The organism is Sphingomonas sp. (genome assembly GCF_013812825.1).
Lineage (GTDB): Bacteria > Pseudomonadota > Alphaproteobacteria > Sphingomonadales > Sphingomonadaceae > Sphingomicrobium.
In genome coordinates, this window is sequence record NZ_JACCSU010000018.1 from 63,227 (window position 1) to 84,127 (window position 20,901).

Here is a 20,901-nt window from a genome sequence, read left to right on the forward strand (position 1 = left end):
CGCGTTGAATGCGCGGTCTGCTGTCTTGTGCGATCCTGGCCTCGCTGTCGGTCTCTGCCTGCCAGGATCCAACGGGCCCCCCGCCCGAATACCGGCCGGAAGAGGCGGGGACGGTGGATCATGCGATGTGCCTGCTGGGCTTTGAGGCGGTTCCGCTTCGCGAGGTCGCGACCGGACATCATCTCGTTCAGGCCAAAATCAACGGCAGGAGCGGGAGCTTTGTCCTCGACACCGGGGCGAACGTCACGGTGGTCGAGAATTCTCACCTCCGGCACTTCGACATCTCCGGCTCGCAAGGGGGTCTCGGCAGAGCGGTGGGCGGCATGGCCGGTGGGATGAGGGCCAGGCAAGTGGCAATCGACGGTCTGAAGATCGGTTCGATCAAGACCAGGCAGGCGCGGATCGTCACCACCGACCTTGGCCAGCTCCTCTCGATGCTCGGCCAGGTGTCGGGGACGACGGTTTACGGCCTCGTCGGCCAGGACGTGCTCAAGGAGCATCGGGCCATCGTCGACGTCGCCAAGCCGATGCTTTACCTCATCCCGCAGGATCGGGATCCAGCTCCTGTCGCCGCCGCAAAGTGCAAGCGCGAAGCCGAAGCGAAGGGCGGGGCGTGAAGCCCAGGCGGACGTAGGCTTTCCACCTATGGCCGTGGACACCGATGAGCGTCCCCGCGTTGGTTCGCCATGCTCGAAATTCCCGACCCGTTCGGACCCGTGGCACGTGGCCTGCTGCTGACGTTCGTCGCGGTGCTGTGGACGGTGCTGCTGGTCCGGCTGGTCGGACTGCGCGCCTTTTCGAAGATGAATTCGTTCGACTTCGTCGCGACGATTGCGACCGGCTCGCTGATCGCCCAGGCGGGAACGCGCGCCCAATGGGACGAATACCTTCAGGCCATGGCGGCGATCCTGGGCGTGTTCCTGGTCCAGTGGCTGCCGTCCAAGGCGCGGCAAAGGTCGGACCGGGTCGGCAACCTCATCAGCAATGAGCCGGTGCTGCTGATGGATCGGGGCAAGTTCCTCGACGCGGCGATGGCCGAGACCCGGGTCTCGCGCTCGAACATGCTGGAGAAGCTGCGCTCGGCCGGCGTTACCGACGTGGCCGAAGTCCGCGCCGTGGTGCTCGAGACGACCGGCGACATTTCGGTCATCCGGGGCGGCGAGATCGACGAGAAGCTGATGGCGGGAGTGCGGCGGATCTAAGCCGCGACCGTCGGCCTAGACGAACTCGACCTTGGTGCCCGGGCTCACCGCCTTGGCGAGCTCGGCGGCGTCCCAGTTGGTGAGTCGAACGCAGCCGTGGCTGCTGGTCTTGCCGATCAGCCTGGGCTCGGGCGTGCCGTGGATTCCATAGCCTTCCTTGGTGAGGTCGATCCACGTGCCGCCGACCGGGTTGTTGGGGCCGGCGGCGATCGTCAGTTTCTCGTCGGGCCCCCACGAACGGCCCTCCGGATCGAAATGGTAGGTCGGGGCCGGGGCGACCGCGCGGACCTCCATCGCTCCGCTGGGCGACGGGAAGGTGCTGCTGCCGATGGTCGCGGGGTAGGTCGCCACCAGCGTACCCTCCGCGGTGAAAGCGCGCAGGGCCGAGGCCGCTTTGTCGACCTCGATCCGGGCGACCTTCGCCTGGAGCCCGTCCTTGCCGGGCACGACCACGGTGATTTCGGTGCCGGCGCTGGCGAAATCGACGCCCGGGTTGAGCGCCTTCAGGAACGACTGCGCCATGTGGAATTTCTCGGCGATGCCCTCGGCCGGGTTTTCGTAGCCAAGCGTTTCGAGCTTCGCCTGCTCCTCCATTCCATCGGGCACCTTGATGAAGGGTCCGGCAACATCCTCGGCGGTGATCGTGTAGCGTTGCAGCAGGTTTCCCGAATAGACGCCGCGCAGTCTCTCGAGCAGCGCCGCGCTCGTCTGCCCGTCGGTCGTCATTCCATTGGCGCGCTGGAACGCGAGGATCGCTCGGCGCGTGTTGCCGCCCATGGCGCCGTCGATCACTCCGGGCGAATGGCCGCCGTGATCGAGCATCACCTGGGCAGCCAGCACCGTCTTGCTCCTTGCACCGGAGAACAGCCGGTCGGCAGCAATTTCCGCACCGGGGAGCGGTGGGCTGGGCTGGGCGGAAACGCCCGTCGCTGCCGCAATCATGAACATGGGTAAAAATTTGTGAATTGGCATTCTTTGCTCCGCAGGACTTTACCTACCTACGGGCGCGCGCCCCTAATGTTCCTGCTTTTTCCGCGATTTGGTCGGTGGCGATGAAGCTGTGCGCGGTCTGGCGGTAGCGCTCCTGGAGCCGCTCCAGCGACGGCCCGTGCAATTCCTCCTCGGCGAGCGTCAGCAGGGACTCGGCCTGGGCGGCGAGAAGCTGGCGGCGATCGGAGAGGCGGCATCGCGCCGCAACTTGCGCCAGCGTGTCTAGCATGTGCAGCGCGGCGGTCACGTCGCGGGCCACGTACGGCCGCATGCGGCCAAATCCGCGATCGATGAATCCGGCATAGCTGTCGGGCACGGCGATCACTCGAACGGTCCCTTGCGGATCGACTCGGCGGGGCGACGGCATGCGCCTCCGGCCCAGTTGCGCGACGGCTGCGCCGAGCCAGTCGAGGCAGGTGATCGCCGTGTAGGGATCGTTCACTCCGCTCGACAGCGCCCTTGCCGAGATCTCGACCAGTTCATCGACCAGGAACAAGATGTCCTGCGTCGGAGTGCGGTTGTTGCCGACGCTGTAGCTGCGGCGAAGCGAGCCGCCCGTCGCCTCGTCGACGCGCTCCGCCGGCCAGGCCGAAACGATCATCTCGCCGTCGAACAGATAATCGCCCGGAATATGGTGCAACCGCAATACAAGGTCCTTGTCGCAGGCGATATCCATCAGCGCCTCGTCCTCGACCGCCTGGAGATAGCCGTTGCAATGAGCGCAGACGGCCTTCGCACCGGTGCCGTCCTGCAGCGCGCGTTCGCCGGCGGAGAGTTCCTCGCTCGCCTGCTCGGCCTCGTCGATCGGATCACCGACCTGCGCCGGGAAGCGGTCGTCGACGGATCGGAGCAGCTGCTTGCCGATCCGGGCGACGACATTGTTGATGTGGATGCTGTTGGGCACGTGATGAATGAAGTAGATCAGCACCGCGATCGAGCAGATCGCCAGCACCAACCCGACCGCGACCGCCATCTGCGGCACGAACTCGCCATCCCCGCCGCCGCGGATCGTCCGCAGGACGACCAGGCAATAGACGAAGGTCGCGATGAAGGTGCCGAGCGTCACCTGGTTGCCGCGATCGCTCATGAAATTGGTCAGGATCCGCGGGCCGTACTGGCTGGCCGCATAGGCGATCGCGACGATGGTGATCGAGAAGACGACTCCAGCGACGGTGATCATCGAGCCGGCGATCGTCGATAGGACCTGGTGAGCGCCGTCGGGCTTGGCCTTCTGGTACCAGCCGAGACCGTCGAGCAGGCCTGTCGCGGGACCGGCGTCGAGCCACACCATCAGTGCCCCGAGCACGATGGCGAAAAAGGCCATCAGGCTGGGCACGAACCAGTAACTGGCGCGAAGCCCCTCGATCAGCCGGAAAAAGTGAGCGCGCATGAGCGCAACGACGCTTCGGCGCGTAATTGGTGCCGAACAGCCGTCCATCGGCGGAACTTTACTCGCGCGAGGGAACGGCTATCGGCCTGCCATGACCGCCCGGCCGCTTTCGATTCCAACTGGCGATTCCATTCTGATCGTCGATTTCGGCAGCCAGGTGACTCAGCTGATCGCCCGGCGAGTGCGCGAGGCGGGAGTCTATTCGGAAATCGCCCCGTTCAACGCCGCCGGCGAGGCGTTCGAGCGCCTGCAGCCGCGCGGCATCATCCTGTCGGGCGGGCCGTCGTCGGTGATGTGGGACGACAGCCCGCGCGCTCCGCAGCACTTGTTCGATTGCGGGCTTCCGATCCTCGCCATCTGCTACGGCCAGCAGACCATGGCCCACCAGCTGGGCGGAGTCGTCGCGGCGTCCGACAACCGCGAGTTCGGGCGCGCGTTCATCGAGGTCATCGATGAATCGGCGCTGTTCGACGGGCTGTGGAAAGTCGGCGAGAAGCACCAGGTGTGGATGAGCCACGGCGACCGCGTCGAACAGCTTCCGGACGGCTTCAAGATCGTCGCGAAATCCGAAGGCGCGCCCTACGCGATCGCCACCGACGAGCAGCGCCGTTTCTATTCGATGATGTTCCACCCCGAGGTCGTCCACACGCCCGACGGCGGCAAGCTGCTGGCCAATTTCGTCCGCCACGTATGCGGCTGCGCGGGCGACTGGACGATGGGAGCTTTCCGCGAGGCGAAGATCGCCGAAATCCGCGAGCAGGTCGGCAAGGGCCGGGTGATCTGCGGGCTGTCCGGAGGCGTCGATTCGGCGGTCGCCGCAGTGCTGATCCACGAGGCGGTCGGTGAACAACTGACCTGTGTGTTCGTCGACCACGGCTTGATGCGGCTGGGGGAGGCCGAGCAGGTCGTGTCGCTGTTTAGAAACAGCTACAACATCCCGCTGGTCCACGTCGACGCGAGCAAGGATTTCCTCGGCGGGCTGGCCGGAGTCACCGACCCCGAGGCGAAACGGAAATTCATCGGCAAGACGTTCATCGACATCTTCGAGGCCGAAGCAGCCAGGGTCGGCGGTGCCGACTTCCTCGCCCAGGGCACGCTTTATCCGGACGTGATCGAGAGCGTCAGCTTCACTGGCGGGCCGAGCGTCACCATCAAGAGCCACCACAATGTCGGCGGCCTTCCCGACCGGATGAACATGAAGCTGGTCGAGCCGTTGCGCGAATTGTTCAAGGACGAGGTGCGCGTGCTGGGCCGCGAGCTGGGGCTGCCCGAGGGCTTCGTCGAGCGCCATCCGTTTCCCGGACCGGGCCTGGCGATCCGAATCCCCGGCGAGGTCACCGAGGAGCGCTGCGACATCCTGCGCAGGGCCGACGCGATCTACCTCGAGGAAATTCGCAACGCCGGCCTATACGACGCGATCTGGCAGGCTTTCGCGGTGCTCCTTCCGGTGCGCACGGTCGGGGTGATGGGCGACCATCGGACCTACGACAGCGTCTGCGGCCTGCGCGCCGTGACCAGCGTCGACGGGATGACCGCCGACATCTATCCGTTCGACGCGGCATTCCTCGCGCGGGTGGCGACGCGCATCGTCAACGAGGTGCCGGGAATCAACCGAGTCGTCTACGATTACACGTCCAAGCCCCCCGGAACGATCGAATGGGAGTGACTCGCTGTCGGCGGTCTAGGTCGCTCGAACTCGGTGCTGCTGTCGCAGGAGCTGCTGGCGTTCGATGGCCATTCTGCGTTTGATACGCTCGTCAATCTCCCGATACTCGCGGGTCGAGCGAAACGGATCGAAGGCGGCCAAAAACCCCAGGCCCGTCGAATGCGAGGTCCAGAAGCCGAGCTGCAGCGCGCGGTTCATCTCCCGAAACGCCGCTTGCCCATTGCCCTCGATCGCCAGCACCTGCGCCGACATCGCAGCAAGATAATCTTCTGTATAATAGAATGAGCGGACCGGCCCTCGGGACTGCTCCGCGATCCGCTTTTTGACGCAGCCGAGCAGTAACCGAACGTCCTGGTCTCGCCCCCGTGCGTTGAGCGCCGCCGCCATCTGGATCGCTCCCAACGGGCCGACCTGGGATTTGCAGACGTCGCGGGCTGAAGCTGGACGCGCGTCGTAAAGCGCCTCGATGGCGGACCAGTCGCGAACCATCGCCAGCGCGTCCAGCGAAAGTGCCGCGGAGGACTGGCCCCACAGGCCCTCCTCGCGCACCCTCGATGCGAGCGCGCTGTAATTGCCGGACACGAACAGGCGACGGCGAGCATCGCTGGCCGCCAGCTCGGCGGCGCGATCGAAAAACCCCAAGTCGTGGTAGAGGTACGCGAGCTGGGGGATAGAGGTCAGCAGTTCGGGCTGCGATCGAGCGACCACTTCGGCATAACGGGCCGCCTCCGAAAGATCGCCGCGCATCCACGCGATCTGGGACCGCATCAGCGCCGCGTGCGCGGGTGCGCCGCCCCGGCTTTCGAACGCCCGGACCGTGCGCTCGGCTTCTTCGTAGTTGCGGGAAGCAGCATAGACATTGGCGAGGTTGCGGACCGCAATCGCCCAGATCGGTTCCCTCTCAACGGCAGCGCGGTGCGCTTCGAGTGCCTCGCGGTTCCTTCCGACTTCGAAGTAAGCGCCCGCGAGCCACAGCGGAAGCTCGCTTCGCGAAGGATCGAGCGCGATCGCCTTCCGCATCGCGGCGATCGCCGTTTCCGGAGGAGGGCCGATCCCAAGTGCGGCATAACCTTCCGACCGGTTCGGAGCGAGCTTGATGGCGCGAAGCGCGTGACGCCGCGCGATCGGCCACACCTGCTCGAAGGGCGTCGTCCCGTAATTCCGATCCGACAGCAGCCACAGCAATTCGGCATAGATCGCGTGCCCGGGGGCATAGTTCGGATCGGCCGCAATCACCCGCCTGGCCAGCTGCATCGCCTGGGCCAGTGCCGGCCCGGTTCGCTCGCGCATCTTGGCTCGGGCGGCCAGATACAGGGTGTAGGTGTCGGCAGCGGTCGTTTGTTCTGGCGCCTCGCGAACCCCGCGCGACAGGCTGCCACTGAGCCGCTGCGCGACCGCCCGGCCGATCTCGGCCTGGACGGCGAAGATGTTGCTCAGCTGGCGCTGGTAGTCTTCGGCCCAGACCTGGCTTCCGTCCGAAGCGTCGATCAGCCGGACGCTCATCCGAAGCTCGTTTCCGGCGGTCCGGGCGCTCCCTTCGAGCACATGGGTAACCCCGAGGGCCTTGCGGATGCCCTGCAGGTCGGACGAGGAATCCTGGAACTGCCGCGACGAGCTTCGGCCGATTACCTTGAGGCCGGGGTCGCGGGCGAGCACGCTGAGGATCTCCTCGGCGACGCCTTCGGCGAAATAGGCCTTGTCGCGCTGCGGCGAGAGATCGGCGAACGGCAGCACGGCGATGGTCGGGGTCTCGGCCGCGGCGTCGGAATAGCCGGTCCAGTAGAACCAGCCGCCGGCCAGAAGCACCACCGCGGCGAAGGCCGCGAGCAAGGGGCGCGTTATCCGGCTGTCCAGCAAGGCGGATCGCTTGGCATTCGCGGGCGGGGGCGGATCGGATCCCGGTCTGCCGGTGCCTCCTTTTCCAGCGATCGCGCCGAGCAGCTCATCGACGGGTTTCGGCGCTCCACGGCCGCTCCAGCCGGACAGGTCCATCGACTGGAACTGGCGAAAGCCGATCGGCGGCCGGCAGTTGTCGAGCACGACCGGGACCAGGCGCCCGCTGTCCCGGCCCTCGGCGGCCTCGTCGCGCACCCATGGCGAGGCGACCGAGGCTTTCGACCACAACACGAGGACCGCGTCCGCGCTGTTCAGCGCTTCCTCGATGGCCCCGGAATATTCCGATCCGCTTCGGATGTGGCGGTCCCACCAGACCTGATGGCCGGCATGCTCGAGCGCCGTGGCGAGCGACTTGGCTTTCGCGGCGTCCTCGCGCGAGTAGCTGAGAAAGACGCTCGCCATTGCTCCCCCACAAATGCGGAGGCGAGTGTGCGACGAAATTGCGCGGTCAAGCAAGGTCGGTCGCGGATGGCGGCCCAAAATGAACCTCGCACGACCGCGCGTCGAGTCGAGTTTTGGGCGGGTTGAAGTGCGCTTGGCGATGAGTCGAAGCGCCGCCGTTCATGTTGCAATCAGCCGATTTTCTCCAATGTGGACCGGATTCCAACAGGCAGAGTTCGATCATGACCAAGACGATTCTGATCGCCACCGTGGCGGCGCTTGCGATCACCGCTCCCGTTCAGGCCAAGCCGGACGGGAAGGGCGAAGAGCGGGCACAGAAAGCCGAAGCCGCCAAGGCCGAGGCCAAGCAGGCTCGGCCCGAGCGACCCCAGCGCCAGGAGCAGGTTCGAGCAGAGCGCCCGCAACGAGTCGAGCGCGTCCGGATGGAGCGTCCCCAGCGCCAGGAGCGCGTTCGGATGGAGCGGCCGCAGCGCCAGGAGCGCGTTCGGATGGAACGGCCGCAGCGCCAGGAGCGGGTGCGTGTCGAACGTCCCCAGCGGCAGGAGCGAGTGCGTTTCGAGCGCCCGCAGCGCCAGGAGCGGGTCGTCGAGCGGCGCTCGCGCAACGTCGAGCGCGTCCGGCCCCAGCGCGTCAAGAAGCAGCGCGCCGAGAAGCAGCGGATCGAGAAGCAGCGCTTCGAGCGGCAGCGGCCCGAGCGGGTCGCCAAGCAGCGCGACCGGAACATCGAGCGGCGGAGCTTCGAGCGGCGCCCGGCGATCGAGCGCCAGGCCAAGGTGATCGAGCGGCGCGGCGACGACCGCTTCGAGACCAAGCAGCTGCGTCAGCAGCAGCGGCAGGCCGAGCGCTTCGCCCGCAGCCAGGAGCGATTCGAGCGGCGCCAGGACCGCATCGAGATGCGCAACGCCTTCCGCGAGCGAGTCGCGGACAGCCGCGAGCTGCAGCAGTTCCAGAAGCCGTCGATTTCGGTCGGTGAGCCGATCAAGGTCGCGCAGGTCGAGCGCGACTGGTACGACGATTATGCGACGCAGCGCTACAACAGCTTCTACGGCTCGTCGCCGCAATATTTCTACGACTATAATGACGACGACGGCTACCTCTACCGGGTCGACCGCGACAGCAGCCTGGTGGCGGCGATGTTCCCGCTGCTCGGCGGTGCGTTCAGCGTCGGCAATCCGGTGCCGTTCGGCTACGACAGCTACAACGTGCCGTACGCCTATCGCAGCCTCTATTACGACACCCCCGACGATCTCTATCGCTTCGGCGACGGTGCCATCTACCGGGTCGATCCGACGACGCAGCTGATCCAGGCGGTGGTGGCGCTGGTCACCGGCCAGAATCTTGGCGTCGGCCAGATGCTGCCGATGGGTTATGACGTCTACAACGTGCCGTACGCCTATCGCGACACCTATTACGACACGAACGACGCCTGGTACCGCTACGACGACGGCTACATCTACCAGGTCGATCCCTACAGCCGGATGATCATGGGCGTGGCCCCGGTGTCGTACGGCAGCTATGCGGTCGGCTATCCGGTTCCCAGCTACGCGAGCTACGGCGGCTATGGCGCCTATGCGGGCTATCCGAGCTATTCGGTGCCTCACGCGTACCAGAACCTCTACTCTGGGGCTCCGGGCTACAATTACCATTATGCCAGCGGCGGGATCTACCAGGTCGACCCGACCACCCAGCTGATCTCCGCGCTGGTGGCGCTGGTGACCGGGACCAACCTGGGAGTCGGCCAGATGCTGCCGACGGGCTACGACGCCTACAACGTCCCCTACGCCTATCGCAGCACCTACTTCGACACCGACGACAGCTGGTACCGCTACGACGACGGCACCATCTACCAGGTCGATCCGTACTCGCGGATGATCGAGACCGCGATCCCGGTGTCCTACGGCGGCTATGCGGTCGGCCACCCGGTGCCGGCGGCCTACCCGGGCTATGCGGTCCCGGCGACCTACAGCGGCCTCTACTACGAGGCCCCGGGCTACGATTACCGCTACTTCGACGGCGGCATCTACCAGATCCAGCCGCAGACGCAGGTCGTCGTCGCGCCGGTCGCGCTGGTCACCGGGCACACGCTCGCCGTCGGCCAGGCGCTGCCGGTCGGCTACGACGTCTACAACGTGCCGTACGCCTATCGCGATCGCTACGACGACGACGACCAGTACCTGTACCGGTATGCCGACGGCCACATCTATCAGGTGGATCCGCAGACGCGGCTGATCCAGGCGGTCATCGACGCGATCGTCTAGACGGCGGCCGCCATTGTCGAAAATCATCGGGGGCGCCGACAGGCGTCCCCTTTTTTTGCCGGCTAGCCGGCGATGACGCGCGAGCCGCTCTCGGGCGCAGTCGCCAGTTTGGCGATGGCGGCGGCGATCTTGGCGCCGCCTCGCTCGGACGGCTCGATCGGGTTGGCGTAGTCGGCGCGCTCGCTGCAGATCAGCCGAAGGTCGATGAGCGGCAGACCGTGGGAAAAGGCCGAGCGGGTGATCTGGTCGTTGAACAACGACAGAGCGGCGGCGATCATCCGTCCCTCGGGCAGCGGGAAGCTGGCGTCGTATATGGTGCAGAGCGCCGCCGGCACGCGATGCTTCAGAACCGTCTCGACCATGGCGCAATAGCGTTGCGCAAACCGCTCCTGCGCGTCGGCGAGGCGCATCACCGCTTCGCCCACCGAGGCCGCCCGTTGCTCGAGCAGCCAGGCTTCGCCAAGCGCGTCGTTGCCGCCGGCGCTGACGACCAGCAGCGACGCGTCCGCGGGCAAGGCCTTGAGCTGGCGGGCGACGCTGTCGATCACCGCGCCGTCAACCGCGAGCAAGGTCGCTCGCCAGCCGGCGGGGAGCGAGGCGCGCAGCTGCCGGACGACATCGGGCGCTCCGCCGACATAAGCGCCGTTGTCGAAGATCGAGTCTCCGAGGAGGACGACATGGCCCGGCGCGGCCGGATCGGGTGCGGTCGGGGGCATCGGACCGGTTCAACCGCCCAGGCTGGCTGATGTTCATTGGGCAGGGCCCAGCGGAGAGTCGTGGGAGTTCCCGCAAGGGCGCTGGAACGATCGCACGAGCGCGGCTACGGTGAGCCGATGCCGGGCGCCCTCGACGACAGCGAATTGCTCACCTTGCGCCGCAAGCCGCGGATCAACGGCTGGTTCCAGCTTGCCTGGCGAGTGGTCGCGGTCGCCGGGCTCATCGGCATCCTGATCGGGTTCCACTGGCTCGAGCGGCACGGCCTCCAGGACAACCTCGACGGCCACGTCAGCTTCCTCGACGTGGTTTATTTCACCATGATCAGCGCCACCACGACCGGCTACGGCGACATCGTCCCGGTGACCCAGAACACGCGCCTGTTCGATGCCCTGGTCGTCACTCCCATTCGCATTTTCTTCCTGCTTATTTTCATTGGCTCGGCTTATATGTTCGTCGCCAAGCGCTCGTGGGAAAAATTCATCATGAACCGCATCCAGCGTGATCTTTGCGATCATATCGTCGTCGTCGGCTACGGGACCAAGAACAGCCGGGCGGTGGCGGAACTGCTCGAGCTTGGCGCCGAGCCGCAGAACATCGTCGTCGTCGACATGGACGAGGAGCGGCTCGAAAAAGCCAAAGCGCTGGGCTGCACCGTCCTCAAAGGGGACGCGACCCATGACGAGACGCTGCGCGCCTTGCGGGTCGAGCGCGCGAAACTCCTGATCATCTCGGCGGGCCGCGACGACACGTCGATCCTCGTGTGCCTGACGGCCCGTCACCTGGCCCCCAACGTGCGGATCAGCCTCGCCGTCAACCAGCAGGATAACGAGGTGCCCGCCAAGCTGGCCGGCGCCGATGTCGTCGTGAATCCGCTCGACTTTGCCGGCCTGCTCCTCGCCACGACGCATGCCGGCCAGCACATCGCCGAATATCTCGCGGACCTGGCCAAGATGAAGGGAAGGGTGCGGCTGGTCGAACGCGATGTCCGCCCGGACGAGGTCGGCAAGGCGCTCGGCGATATGAACGGGACGCTGGGCCTGCGCATTATCCGCGACGGCAAGGCTTACGGCTTCTGGCGCCCGCAGTCGCAGGAGCTGCAGCCCGGCGACATCATCATGGAAATTCAGCCGACGGTGACTGACTGATGCCGATGAAGAATTTTGTCTGGTCCGTGATGCTTGGTGGCGCGCTGGCGCTGTCCGGTTGCTCGAGCGCGCCGGCCCCGAGGCGCTCGCCGCCGGTCGCCGTTGCGCCCGCGCCCGCGCCGCTTCCCTATCGCTGGACCCAGGGCAACGCGCCCCAGGCCCATCAGGACATGCTCGCCGCTTTTGGTCCGCTCAATCTGCGCCCGGGCCAGTTTCGCTGGCTGGCCAGCGTCCCGGCGGCGGGCGAGGCGCGGGTGGTGATCGATCTTCTGACGCAGCGCTTCTACGTCTACCGCGGCGAGCAACTGGTGGGCGTCTCGACCATCTCGAGCGGCAAGAAAGGCAAGGAGACTCCGCTCGGGTTCTGGGCGGTGATGCTCAAGAAGAAGCACGGCTACAGCCGCAAATATGACAATGCGCCGATGCCGTTCATGCAGATGTACGATTCGATGGGCATCGCCTTCCACGCCGGTCCCAACCCCGGCTATCCGGCGAGCCACGGCTGCGTTCGGTTGCCGTTGAAATTCGCCGAACGGCTGTTCGGGATGACCAAATTGGGCACCAAGGTGATCATCGAGGGCTAGCTCGGCCTATTTTTGCCCTTCGCGGAAACGTTCCTTTGCCGTCGTTTCCCCGTCGAAGCGCCGATGACCTTGTCCTTGACAACCGACAGCGGCCACAGCGTCGCGATCGTGATCGCCGACAGGACCAGCGCGAATTGGCTTGCTGTTGCGCTGCGGCCAAAGGCGGAGCAAATCCGCGACGCAGCAGTCAGACAAAGGGATTCGGATGGAAGAGGAACTCGCGCCGCGACCGGTGGCCGGTTGGTACATGCCCGCGGCGATTGCCTCGCTGCTGTTCATGGCCCTGGGGTGCTTCATGTACCTGAGCCAGGTGCTCGCCGATCCCGCCAACCTGCCGCTCGACCGGCGCGTCGCCGCCGAGGCGGAACCGCTGTGGGTGACGGCGGCCTTTGCGGTCGCCGTCTGGGTCGGGCTCGCCGGGACCGTGATGCTGGTCTTGCGCAAGCGGCTCGCCGAGTTCCTGCTGATGGTGTCGCTGGCCGCCGTGCTGGTGTGGCTCGCCGGGCTGCTGGTCGTCAGCGGCCTCCGCGAGAACATGTCGGCCAACGACCTGCTGGTAGCGCTCGTCGTCACCGCACTGACCTGGACGATCTTCTGGTTCGCTCGCCATTCGAGGCAGCGGGGGTGGCTGCGGTAGGCCGGGGGGTGGCTGGGCCGGCAACGCCCCGCTAAAGGGCGGCGATGTCGAAAGTCACCATCGACACCAGCACCAGCCGGGCGACTCCGACGCCGGTTCCGGGCAAGCGCATGACCGTCCCGTCATTGCGTGGCCGCAAGGCCGACGGCATCACGCAAGAGCCGATCGTCATGCTGACCGCCTACACGATGCGGATGGCGCAGCTGCTCGACCCGCACTGCGACATGCTGCTGGTCGGCGACAGCCTCGGCCAGGTGATCTACGGCCTGCCCTCGACCATCCCGGTCAGCCTCGAGATGATGTGCGCCCACGGCGCCGCCGTGGTTCGCGGCAGCTGGCACGCACTGGTCGCGGTCGACATGCCGTTCGGGTCGTACGAAGGCTCGCCAGGCCAGGCGTTCGAGTCGGCATCGCGGGTGATGAAGGAAACCGGCTGCGCGGCCGTCAAGCTCGAGGGCGGAGAGGCGATGGCCGAGACGATCGCCTTTTTGTCCAAACGCGGGGTGCCGGTCATCGGCCACGTCGGGCTGACCCCGCAGGCGGTCAACATGCTCGGCGGCTACGGCGCTCGCGGCCGCGAGACCGCCGAGGCCAAGAAGATCCTCGCCGACGCCAAGGCCGTCGATCAGGCCGGCGCCTTTTGCATGGTTGTCGAAGGCGTGCTCGAGGAGATCGCCAGCCAAGTCACTGCAAGCGTCGCCGCGCCGGTGATCGGCATCGGCGCCTCGCCGCAGTGCGACGGCCAGGTGCTGGTCACCGAGGACATGCTCGGCCTGTTCGAGCGCACCCCGCGGTTCGTCAAACGCTACGACGACCTCGCCGCCCGGATCGGCGAGGCCGCGGCCGCCTACGCCGCCGAAGTGCGATCGCGAAGCTTCCCGACGGCCGACCAGACGTACCCGCCCAAAGGCCGGCCAAAAGGCGCATAGACTGGATATCCTCTCTCGCCCGGAACCTAATCGAGTTTAATCGATAGTGCTGGCAATGAGCGAAACCGAACTGAAAGCGCGCACCGGAGTCGACGGTCTCGATGACATCCTCCTTGGCGGTTTGAGGCGCGGGCGAGTCTTTCTTCTCGAAGGAAGCCCGGGCACCGGCAAGACCACGATCGCGACCCAATTCCTGCTGGCCGGCGCCGCCGATGGCGAGCGCGGTCTGTACATCACCTTGTCCGAGACCGAGCAGGAGCTTCGCGAGACTGCAGTCTCGCACGGCTGGAAGCTGGAGCCGCCCAACGAGGTGTTCGAGCTGGTGCCGCCCGAGAGCCTGCTCGACGAGGACCAGCAGCAGAGCCTGCTCTATTCGTCCGATCTCGAGCTCGGCGAAACCACGAAGCGTATTTTCGGGGCCATCGAGCAAGTCCATCCGAGCCGGATCGTCCTCGACAGCCTGTCGGAAATCCGGCTGCTCGCGCAGAGCTCGCTTCGTTACCGGCGCCAGGTGCTGGCGATGAAGCATTATTTCGCCAGGAACCAGGCGACTGTCTTGATGCTCGACGATCTGACCACCGAGACTCTCGACAAGACCGTCCACAGCGTCGCCCACGGAGTCATTCGGCTCGAGGAGACCGCGCCCGCATATGGCGCAGAGCGAAGGCGGATGCGAGTCATCAAGTACCGCGGCCAGCGGTTCCGGGGCGGCTATCACGATATGGTGATCGATACCGGCGGAGTGCGGGTCTTCCCGCGCCTGGTCTCGGCCGAGCATCGCACCGAGTTCACGCGCGAGACCATCACCAGCGAGAGCGCGGCGCTCGACAAGCTGCTCGGCGGCGGCATCGAGCGCGGGTCGAGCACCCTGGTGCTCGGGCCGGCGGGAACCGGCAAGTCGCTGCTCACCCTGACGTTCGCGGTGCAGGCGATCGAGCGCGGTGAAAAGGCCGCCTTGTTCATCTTCGACGAGGAGATCGGACTGCTGTTCGAGCGCGCCAAGGGCCTCGGCATCGACCTTGCCGGGCTCCAGGCCGAAGGCAATTTGCAGATCGAGCAGATCGACGCCGCCGAGATGAGTCCAGGCGAATTCTCCCAGCGGGTGCGTGCATGCGTTCACGAGCTGGGCGCACGGACCGTCGTCATCGACAGCCTCAATGGCTACCAGGCGGCAATGCCGGAGGAGAAGCAGCTCATCTTGCACATGCACGAGCTGCTCCAGTTCCTCAATCGCCAGGGCGCGACGACTTTCCTTACGGTCGCCCAGCACGGCCTGGTCGGCGACATGAAGACCCCGGTCGACGTCACCTATCTTGCCGATACCGTCGTCCTGTTGCGCTATTTCGAGGCGGCCGGGCGAGTCCGCCGGGCGATCTCGATCATCAAGAAGCGGACCAGCGCGCATGAGGACACGATCCGCGAATATACGATCGGCGGGTCCGGCATTACCCTTGGCGAGCCGCTGACGAATTTCCAGGGCGTGCTTCGCGGAGTTCCCGAGATCCTCGGCGATCCGAACCTGATGCCCGTGGGCGGCGAATGAAAAAGCGATCCGAACGCGCGCTGATCCTGGCGCCGGTAGGACGGGACGCGGCAATTGCCGCCGAGATCCTCGCCGAATCCGGCATCAAGAGCGCGATTTGCCCGACCCTGCCGGGCCTCGCGTCCCAGCTCGACCGCGGGGTCGGCTTCGTCCTGGTGACGGAGGAGGCGTTGCTGGGGCAGGACCTTCGCGGGCTATCCACGTGGATCAACCGGCAACCCGAATGGTCCGATTTGCCGTTCGTCCTGTTGACCCGCCGCGGCGGCGGGCTCGAGCGCAACCCGGACGCCGGGCGATTCCTCGATATGCTGGGCAACGTCACCTTCCTCGAGCGGCCGTTCCATCCGACGACGCTGATCAGCCTCGCCCGGTCGGCGCTGCGGGCCCGGCGGCGGCAATATGACGCACGCGCCCGATTGGAGGCGCTGCAGAAGAGCGAAGAGCATCTGAGGATGGGCAACGAGACTCTGGAGGCGAGGGTCGAGGAGCGAACTCGGGAGCATGAGTTCGCGCTGGCTCAGCTGCACGAAGCGCAGAAGCTCGAGACGCTCGGCCAGCTGACGGGCGGCGTCGCCCATGACTTCAACAATCTGCTCACCCCGGTCATCGGCAATCTCGACCTGCTTCGAAGGCAGCTGCCGCCCGAAGCCAAGCAGCACCGGCTGATCGACGGCGCGCTCCAGGCGGCGAGCCGGGCGGCGACGCTGGTGCAACGCCTGCTCGCCTTCGCTCGCCGCCAGGACCTCCAGGCGCGGGCGGTCGATATCGGCGGGCTGATCGAGGGCATGAGCGATCTGCTGCGGCGGTCGATCGGCCCCTCGGTGAGCGTGGAAATTCACAGCGAGCCCGACCTTCCCGCAGCGCGCGTGGACCCGAACCAGCTCGAGCTCGCGATCCTCAACCTGGCAATCAACGGGCGCGACGCGATGCCGTCCGGCGGCACCATATCGATCGAGTGTCGAAGCCAAAGCGTCCAGCCGGGAGGGCATCTTCAGCCGGGCGACTATGTCTGCGTCTCGGTCCGCGATACCGGCGTCGGAATGGACAATCCGACCCTGCTGCGGGCGGTCGAGCCGTTTTTCTCGACCAAGGGCATGGGTCAAGGCACCGGCCTTGGATTGTCGATGATCCACGGCCTCGCGGCGCAGCTCGAAGGCATGCTCGATCTTTCCAGCACTCCGGGCGTCGGCACGACCGCGACGATCTGGCTGCCGGTGTCGAGCGAAGAGCCGGCACCGGCCGAGGGCGAGGCGCCGAGGATCATACCGGCCGCGCGCCGCGCGACGATCCTGCTGGTCGACGACGAGGAGCTGGTCCGAACCGGAACCGCCGACATGCTCAGCGACCTTGGCTACGACGTCGTCCAGGCGGACTCGGGCGCCGAAGCGCTGCGCCTGCTGCGCTCGGGCTGCGAACCCGATTTGCTGGTCACCGACTATCTGATGCCCGGAATGAACGGAGTCGATTTGATCGAGCACGCAAGCGCAATCGCGCCGCGCGCCAAGGCGCTCCTGATCACCGGCTATTCCGACATCGCGGAGGGCCCCGGCGCGAACCTGCCGCGGCTCCAGAAACCCTTCCGCCAGGGCGAACTGGCCCGCCGCGTCGCCGACCAGCTGTTCAAGGGCGACGGCGGCGAAGTCGTCCCGTTTCGGCGCGGGGAACGCAGTTAGCCCCGCACCGTCCATTGCTCGCGCTGCCGAATGACTTGTTCCCTTGACCCTTTGCGTTTCCGGTCCGAGCGGCTAGACGCTTGCCCTTGCCAGCTTCCGTTCATCCGTGGTGGGGAAGGAAGCCCGGCACCGAAATTTCCTGATGACATGAGTTGAGGCACGGCTTGGCGGTTCCAACGGACAGCGGCGAAACATTCCTTCGTGAAGTCGACGAGAATCTGCGCCGCGACCAGTTGCGCGACATGGGACGCAAATATGGCGGCTGGCTGGTTGCCGCGCTGGTCCTGTTCCTCGCCGCGGTCGGCGGCTGGCTCTACTGGCAGGAGCGGCAAAGAACGCAGGCCGCCGAGAAATCCGAAGTGCTCGCGCAGATCTACACCGACATCGGCGCGGGCCGGATGGCGACGGTTCCGCAGCGGCTCGATACGCTCGCCGGGCAAGGCAAGGGCGCGGTGCGGGCGTCGGCCCTGTTCACCCGGGCGGCGGTCGCGATCGAGCAGAACGACCGAGCGACCGCGACCGCCAAATTCCACGAGATCGCCGGCGACGAGGATTTGGCGGCGCCGTACCGCAACCTCGCTCTCATTCGGGCGACGAGCCTCGAGTTCGACACACTCAAGCCCGAGCAGGTGATCGCCCGGATGGAGCCTTTGGCCAAGCCCGGCAACCCGTGGTTCGGAAGCGCCGGCGAGCTGACCGCGATGGCGCTCATCAAGCAGAACAAGAGAAATGAGGCGGGCCGGCTGTTCGCGGCCATCGCCGCCGACCGGCAGGTGCCGGAGTCCATTCGCGCGCGGGCGGTTCAGATCGCCGGAACTCTGGGCGTCGACGCGACCGCGTCGATCTCGGGAATCGCCCAGGGAATCGCTCAATAGGCGCTTCGCCTTGCAGGCGTTGTCTTCAATAGGAACGAAATCGAATGAAGCGGATCAAGACTAGGATTGCAGTGTTGGTGATTGCGGCGATCGCCGCGAGCGGCTGCGGAGTCTTCAAGAAGGGAGCGCCCAAGACGCCGGTGCTCGGCCAGCGCGTCGCGGTTCTGACCAGCGAGACCGACGTCACGGCCGATCCGGCGACCGCCGCGCTGCCGATGGTGCTTCCGGCGCCGGTCGCCAATAGCGAGTGGGCGCAGTCGGGCGGCAACGCAGCCAAGGCGATGGGCCATGTCGCTCTGGGAACCGCGCTTGCCCGGACGTTCTCGGTGTCGATCGGTCACGGCAGCAGCTTGACCGCGCGGCTCGCATCGCCGCCGGTGGTCGGCGGCGGCCGGGTCTATACGATCGACACCAATGCGACGGTGCGGGCGTTCGATGCCCAGACCGGCGGCCAGGCCTGGGCGAGCCAGTTCGGTTTCGAGCGGGGCAACAGCGCATCGCTGTTCGGCGGCGGAGTCGCCTTTGCCAACGGCCGGGTCTACGCGACCAACGGCCTCGGCTTCGTCGCCGCGCTCGACGCGCGCAATGGCGGGGTCATCTGGCAGGTCCGCCCGGGCGGGCCGCTGCGCGGCGCTCCGACGGTCTCCGGCGACACGCTCTACGTGATCAGCCAGGACAACCAGATCTATTCGCTCAAGACGTCCGACGGGACGACCAACTGGTCGAACGCCGCGGCGCTCGAGATCGCCGGAGTGTTCGGCACCGGCTCGCCGGCCGTCGCTCAAGGGACCGTGGTCGCCGGCTTCTCATCGGGTGAGCTCAACGCCTACCGCTACGAAAACGGCCGGCTGGTGTGGCAGGACGCGCTCGCCCGGACCAGCATCCGGACCAGCGTCGCCTCCTTGTCCGACATCGACGCCAACGCGGTGATCGACAGCGGCCAGGTATTCGCGATCGGCCAGGGCGGGCGGATGGTCGCGCTCGAGCTCAACAGCGGCCAGCGGATGTGGGAACTGAACATCGCCGGAATTGCGAGCCCGTGGGTCGCGGGCGACTGGCTGTTCGTCGTCACCGACGACGCCAAGCTGATCGCCGTCGCGCGCACCAGCGGCAAGGTGCGGTGGATCAACCAGCTGCCGCGGTTCGAGCGCGAGAAGAACAAGCGCGGCCAGATCACCTATCGCGGGCCGGTGCTCGCCGGCGGCCGGCTGATCCTGGTCGGCTCCAACGGGGCGCTGATCAATTTCGACCCGGTGACCGGTAATTTCCAGAGCCAGACGACGATCGGATCCCCGGTCACGCTCGGGCCGGTGGTCGCCAATTCGACGCTCTACGTGCTCGACGACGCAGGCCGGCTGCACGCGTTCCGCTGAGCTTTACCCCTCTCCCCTTGAGGGAGAGGGAGGAGCCGCGAAGCGGTGGAGGGTGAGGGGCTCTCCGTCGCGCGACTACCCCTCCCAACTCCGGCTAAGCTCCTTCGTCGCTAAGCCTTCGTAACCCTCTCCCTCAAGGGGAGAGGGACTGCTAGGGCATCGCCATGCCGCTCCCCACCGTCGCCATCGTCGGCCGGCCGAACGTCGGCAAATCGACCCTGTTCAACCGGCTGGTCGGCAAGAAGCTGGCGCTGGTCGACGACCGGCCGGGCGTGACCCGCGACCGGCGCGAGGGCGAGGCGACCCTGCTCGGGCTCGAGTTCAAGGTGATCGACACCGCCGGCTATGAGGACGAGGACCCGGCGACTCTGCCCGGGCGGATGCGCGTGCAGACCGAGGCCGCGGTGCGCGAGGCCGACGTCGCCTTGTTCCTGATCGACGCCCGCGAAGGGCTGACCCCGCTCGACGAAGAGATCGCGCGCTGGCTTCGCACTGGGGCGACGCCGGTGATCGTCGCCGCCAACAAGGCCGAAGGGCGCGGCGGCGAGGCGGGGCGGCTGGAAGCCTTCGCGCTCGGGCTCGGCGAACCGCTCGCGATCAGCGCCGAGCATGGCGAGGGGGTCGTCGACCTGTTCGAGGCGCTTCGGCCGATCGTCGAGCGGGACGGTCCAGAGCTAGAAGAGGAGGAGGAATCCGAGGGCGGCCCGCTGAAGCTGGCGATCGTCGGCCGGCCCAACGCGGGCAAGTCGACCCTGGTCAACCGAATGCTCGGCGAGGAGCGGATGATCACCGGGCCGGAAGCCGGGATCACTCGCGACGCCATCGCGCTGGAATGGGAATGGCAGGGGAGAAAGGTGCAGCTGGTCGACACCGCGGGCCTGCGCAAGCGCGCCAAGGTCGACGACAAGCTCGAGCGGCTGTCGGCCGCCGACGCGCGGCGGGCAATCGACCGGAGCGAGGTCGTGGTGCTGCTGCTCGACGCGACCCGGGGGCTCGAGGTGCAGGATTTGAAGATCGCCGACGCGACCGTCGAGGAGGGGCGCGTGCTGATCATCGCGGTCAACAAATGGGACGTCGCCGACAACGCGTCCGCGCTGTTCAACGGAATCAAGGCGGCGCTCGAGGAAGGGCTGTCGCAATTGAAAGGCGTGCCGCTGCTGACCGTGTCGGCCAAGACCGGCAAGGGCATCGACCAGATTTTGAAGGTCGCGTTCGAGCTCCGGGAAGCCTGGTCGCGCCGGGTCGGCACCGGCGAGCTCAACCGGTGGTTCGAGCAGGCGCTCGAGGCCAACCCGCCGCCGGCGCCCAAGGGCCGGCGAATCAAGCTGCGCTACGTCACCCAGGTGAAGAACCGGCCGCCGAGCTTCGTCGTGTTCGGCAACCGCGTCGACGAGCTTCCCGACAGCTATCGCCGCTACCTGGTCAACGCGCTTCGCCGCGACCTCGATCTCGGGCCGGTGCCGCTGCGACTGAACTTTCGGGGATCGCGCAACCCGTTCGACGCGCCGAAGGGGAAGGTCGGCGGCCGCTAGGCGATTTGGCGCTAAGCATGTCTTTACCCTTTCCGGGCTAATTCTCTCCCCGTGGGACCCAGTGCCGGCATGCCGCCGGCTGCAAAGCG

17 protein-coding genes are annotated in these 20,901 nt (G+C 66.6%); 13 read left to right on the forward strand and 4 right to left on the reverse strand.

The features are described from left to right. The first annotated feature begins 8 nt into the window (after positions 1 to 8). Complete coding sequence (locus H0T81_RS02495; RefSeq protein ID WP_294009414.1) at positions 9 to 617, forward strand: retropepsin-like aspartic protease; 609 nt, start codon at positions 9 to 11, stop codon at positions 615 to 617. 99 nt (positions 618 to 716) lie between these two features. Then, on the forward strand, positions 717 to 1,202 hold the full coding sequence (locus H0T81_RS02500) for a YetF domain-containing protein (RefSeq protein WP_294009415.1): 486 nt from the start codon (positions 717 to 719) through the stop codon (positions 1,200 to 1,202). Positions 1,203 to 1,217: 15 nt separating this feature from the next. Here H0T81_RS02500 and H0T81_RS02505 read toward each other — a convergent pair whose 3' ends face one another. Beyond that, positions 1,218 to 2,042 (reverse strand): L,D-transpeptidase, encoded by an 825-nt coding sequence (locus tag H0T81_RS02505; RefSeq protein WP_294009417.1) that lies wholly within the window; start codon positions 2,040 to 2,042, stop codon positions 1,218 to 1,220. A gap of 154 nt (positions 2,043 to 2,196) precedes the next feature. Further along, entirely contained in the window at positions 2,197 to 3,582 is a 1,386-nt protein-coding gene (locus H0T81_RS02510; protein WP_294009419.1) for a DUF2254 domain-containing protein, read from the reverse strand. A 91-nt stretch (positions 3,583 to 3,673) separates the two neighbouring features. On the opposite strand from H0T81_RS02510, the gene guaA reads away from it, so the two are divergent. Further along, positions 3,674 to 5,248 (forward strand): glutamine-hydrolyzing GMP synthase, encoded by a 1,575-nt coding sequence (guaA, locus tag H0T81_RS02515; protein ID WP_294009421.1) that lies wholly within the window; start codon positions 3,674 to 3,676, stop codon positions 5,246 to 5,248. A gap of 15 nt (positions 5,249 to 5,263) precedes the next feature. On the opposite strand, the gene H0T81_RS02520 is transcribed toward guaA, so the two are convergent. Then, positions 5,264 to 7,546 carry a TIR domain-containing protein gene (locus tag H0T81_RS02520; protein WP_294009422.1) on the reverse strand — a complete coding sequence of 761 codons (2,283 nt, stop codon included), beginning with the start codon at positions 7,544 to 7,546 and terminating at the stop codon, positions 5,264 to 5,266. 221 nt (positions 7,547 to 7,767) lie between these two features. Between H0T81_RS02520 and H0T81_RS02525 the strand changes: the two genes are divergently transcribed. Beyond that, on the forward strand, positions 7,768 to 9,804 hold the full coding sequence (locus H0T81_RS02525; protein ID WP_294009423.1) for a hypothetical protein: 2,037 nt from the start codon (positions 7,768 to 7,770) through the stop codon (positions 9,802 to 9,804). Between the two features lie 62 nt (positions 9,805 to 9,866). Here H0T81_RS02525 and H0T81_RS02530 read toward each other — a convergent pair whose 3' ends face one another. Next, positions 9,867 to 10,520, reverse strand: coding sequence for a GDSL-type esterase/lipase family protein (locus tag H0T81_RS02530; RefSeq protein WP_294009425.1), 654 nt, complete (start codon positions 10,518 to 10,520; stop codon positions 9,867 to 9,869). Between the two features lie 117 nt (positions 10,521 to 10,637). Between H0T81_RS02530 and H0T81_RS02535 the strand changes: the two genes are divergently transcribed. From H0T81_RS02535 to der, 9 genes are all read left to right on the forward strand, one after another. Then, positions 10,638 to 11,666 carry a potassium channel family protein gene (locus H0T81_RS02535; RefSeq protein WP_294009427.1) on the forward strand — a complete coding sequence of 343 codons (1,029 nt, stop codon included), beginning with the start codon at positions 10,638 to 10,640 and terminating at the stop codon, positions 11,664 to 11,666. 5 nt (positions 11,667 to 11,671) lie between these two features. Continuing rightward, positions 11,672 to 12,250, forward strand: a complete 579-nt coding sequence (locus H0T81_RS02540) for a L,D-transpeptidase family protein (RefSeq protein ID WP_294009429.1) — start codon at positions 11,672 to 11,674, stop codon at positions 12,248 to 12,250. Positions 12,251 to 12,455: 205 nt separating this feature from the next. Further along, positions 12,456 to 12,887 (forward strand): hypothetical protein, encoded by a 432-nt coding sequence (locus H0T81_RS02545; RefSeq protein ID WP_294009431.1) that lies wholly within the window; start codon positions 12,456 to 12,458, stop codon positions 12,885 to 12,887. Between the two features lie 44 nt (positions 12,888 to 12,931). Next, on the forward strand, positions 12,932 to 13,816 hold the full coding sequence (gene panB, locus H0T81_RS02550) for a 3-methyl-2-oxobutanoate hydroxymethyltransferase (RefSeq protein WP_294009433.1): 885 nt from the start codon (positions 12,932 to 12,934) through the stop codon (positions 13,814 to 13,816). 55 nt (positions 13,817 to 13,871) lie between these two features. Next, the gene (locus H0T81_RS02555) at positions 13,872 to 15,359 is read left to right on the forward strand and encodes an ATPase domain-containing protein (RefSeq protein WP_294009435.1); all 1,488 of its coding nucleotides are present in this window, start codon (positions 13,872 to 13,874) and stop codon (positions 15,357 to 15,359) included. Next, the gene (locus H0T81_RS02560; RefSeq protein WP_294009437.1) at positions 15,356 to 17,032 is read left to right on the forward strand and encodes an ATP-binding protein; all 1,677 of its coding nucleotides are present in this window, start codon (positions 15,356 to 15,358) and stop codon (positions 17,030 to 17,032) included. Before H0T81_RS02555 ends, H0T81_RS02560 begins: the two co-directional genes overlap by 4 nt. A 164-nt stretch (positions 17,033 to 17,196) precedes the next feature. Beyond that, complete coding sequence (locus H0T81_RS02565) at positions 17,197 to 17,907, forward strand: tetratricopeptide repeat protein (RefSeq protein WP_294009439.1); 711 nt, start codon at positions 17,197 to 17,199, stop codon at positions 17,905 to 17,907. A 44-nt stretch (positions 17,908 to 17,951) separates the two neighbouring features. Further along, positions 17,952 to 19,280: a PQQ-like beta-propeller repeat protein gene (locus H0T81_RS02570; protein ID WP_294009441.1), complete on the forward strand. Its 1,329-nt coding sequence runs from the start codon at positions 17,952 to 17,954 to the stop codon at positions 19,278 to 19,280. Positions 19,281 to 19,444: 164 nt separating this feature from the next. Continuing rightward, positions 19,445 to 20,812, forward strand: a complete 1,368-nt coding sequence (der, locus tag H0T81_RS02575) for a ribosome biogenesis GTPase Der (RefSeq protein WP_294009443.1) — start codon at positions 19,445 to 19,447, stop codon at positions 20,810 to 20,812. The last annotated feature ends 89 nt before the right edge of the window (positions 20,813 to 20,901 follow it).

Bases quoted from the DNA above. Each gene is read 5' to 3' on its own strand.
- H0T81_RS02535 (WP_294009427.1), top strand. From the start codon at position 10,638: ATGCCGGGCGCCCTCGACGACAGCGAATTGCTCACCTTGCGCCGCAAG.
- der (WP_294009443.1), top strand. From the start codon at position 19,445: ATGCCGCTCCCCACCGTCGCCATCGTCGGCCGGCCGAACGTCGGCAAA.
- H0T81_RS02555 (WP_294009435.1), top strand. From the start codon at position 13,872: ATGAGCGAAACCGAACTGAAAGCGCGCACCGGAGTCGACGGTCTCGAT.
- H0T81_RS02520 (WP_294009422.1), bottom strand. From the start codon at position 7,546: ATGGCGAGCGTCTTTCTCAGCTACTCGCGCGAGGACGCCGCGAAAGCC.
- H0T81_RS02510 (WP_294009419.1), bottom strand. From the start codon at position 3,582: ATGCGCGCTCACTTTTTCCGGCTGATCGAGGGGCTTCGCGCCAGTTAC.
- H0T81_RS02495 (WP_294009414.1), top strand. From the start codon at position 9: ATGCGCGGTCTGCTGTCTTGTGCGATCCTGGCCTCGCTGTCGGTCTCT.
- H0T81_RS02560 (WP_294009437.1), top strand. From the start codon at position 15,356: ATGAAAAAGCGATCCGAACGCGCGCTGATCCTGGCGCCGGTAGGACGG.
- panB (WP_294009433.1), top strand. From the start codon at position 12,932: ATGTCGAAAGTCACCATCGACACCAGCACCAGCCGGGCGACTCCGACG.
- H0T81_RS02540 (WP_294009429.1), top strand. From the start codon at position 11,672: ATGAAGAATTTTGTCTGGTCCGTGATGCTTGGTGGCGCGCTGGCGCTG.
- H0T81_RS02545 (WP_294009431.1), top strand. From the start codon at position 12,456: ATGGAAGAGGAACTCGCGCCGCGACCGGTGGCCGGTTGGTACATGCCC.
- H0T81_RS02570 (WP_294009441.1), top strand. From the start codon at position 17,952: ATGAAGCGGATCAAGACTAGGATTGCAGTGTTGGTGATTGCGGCGATC.
- H0T81_RS02525 (WP_294009423.1), top strand. From the start codon at position 7,768: ATGACCAAGACGATTCTGATCGCCACCGTGGCGGCGCTTGCGATCACC.
- H0T81_RS02530 (WP_294009425.1), bottom strand. From the start codon at position 10,520: ATGCCCCCGACCGCACCCGATCCGGCCGCGCCGGGCCATGTCGTCCTC.
- guaA (WP_294009421.1), top strand. From the start codon at position 3,674: ATGACCGCCCGGCCGCTTTCGATTCCAACTGGCGATTCCATTCTGATC.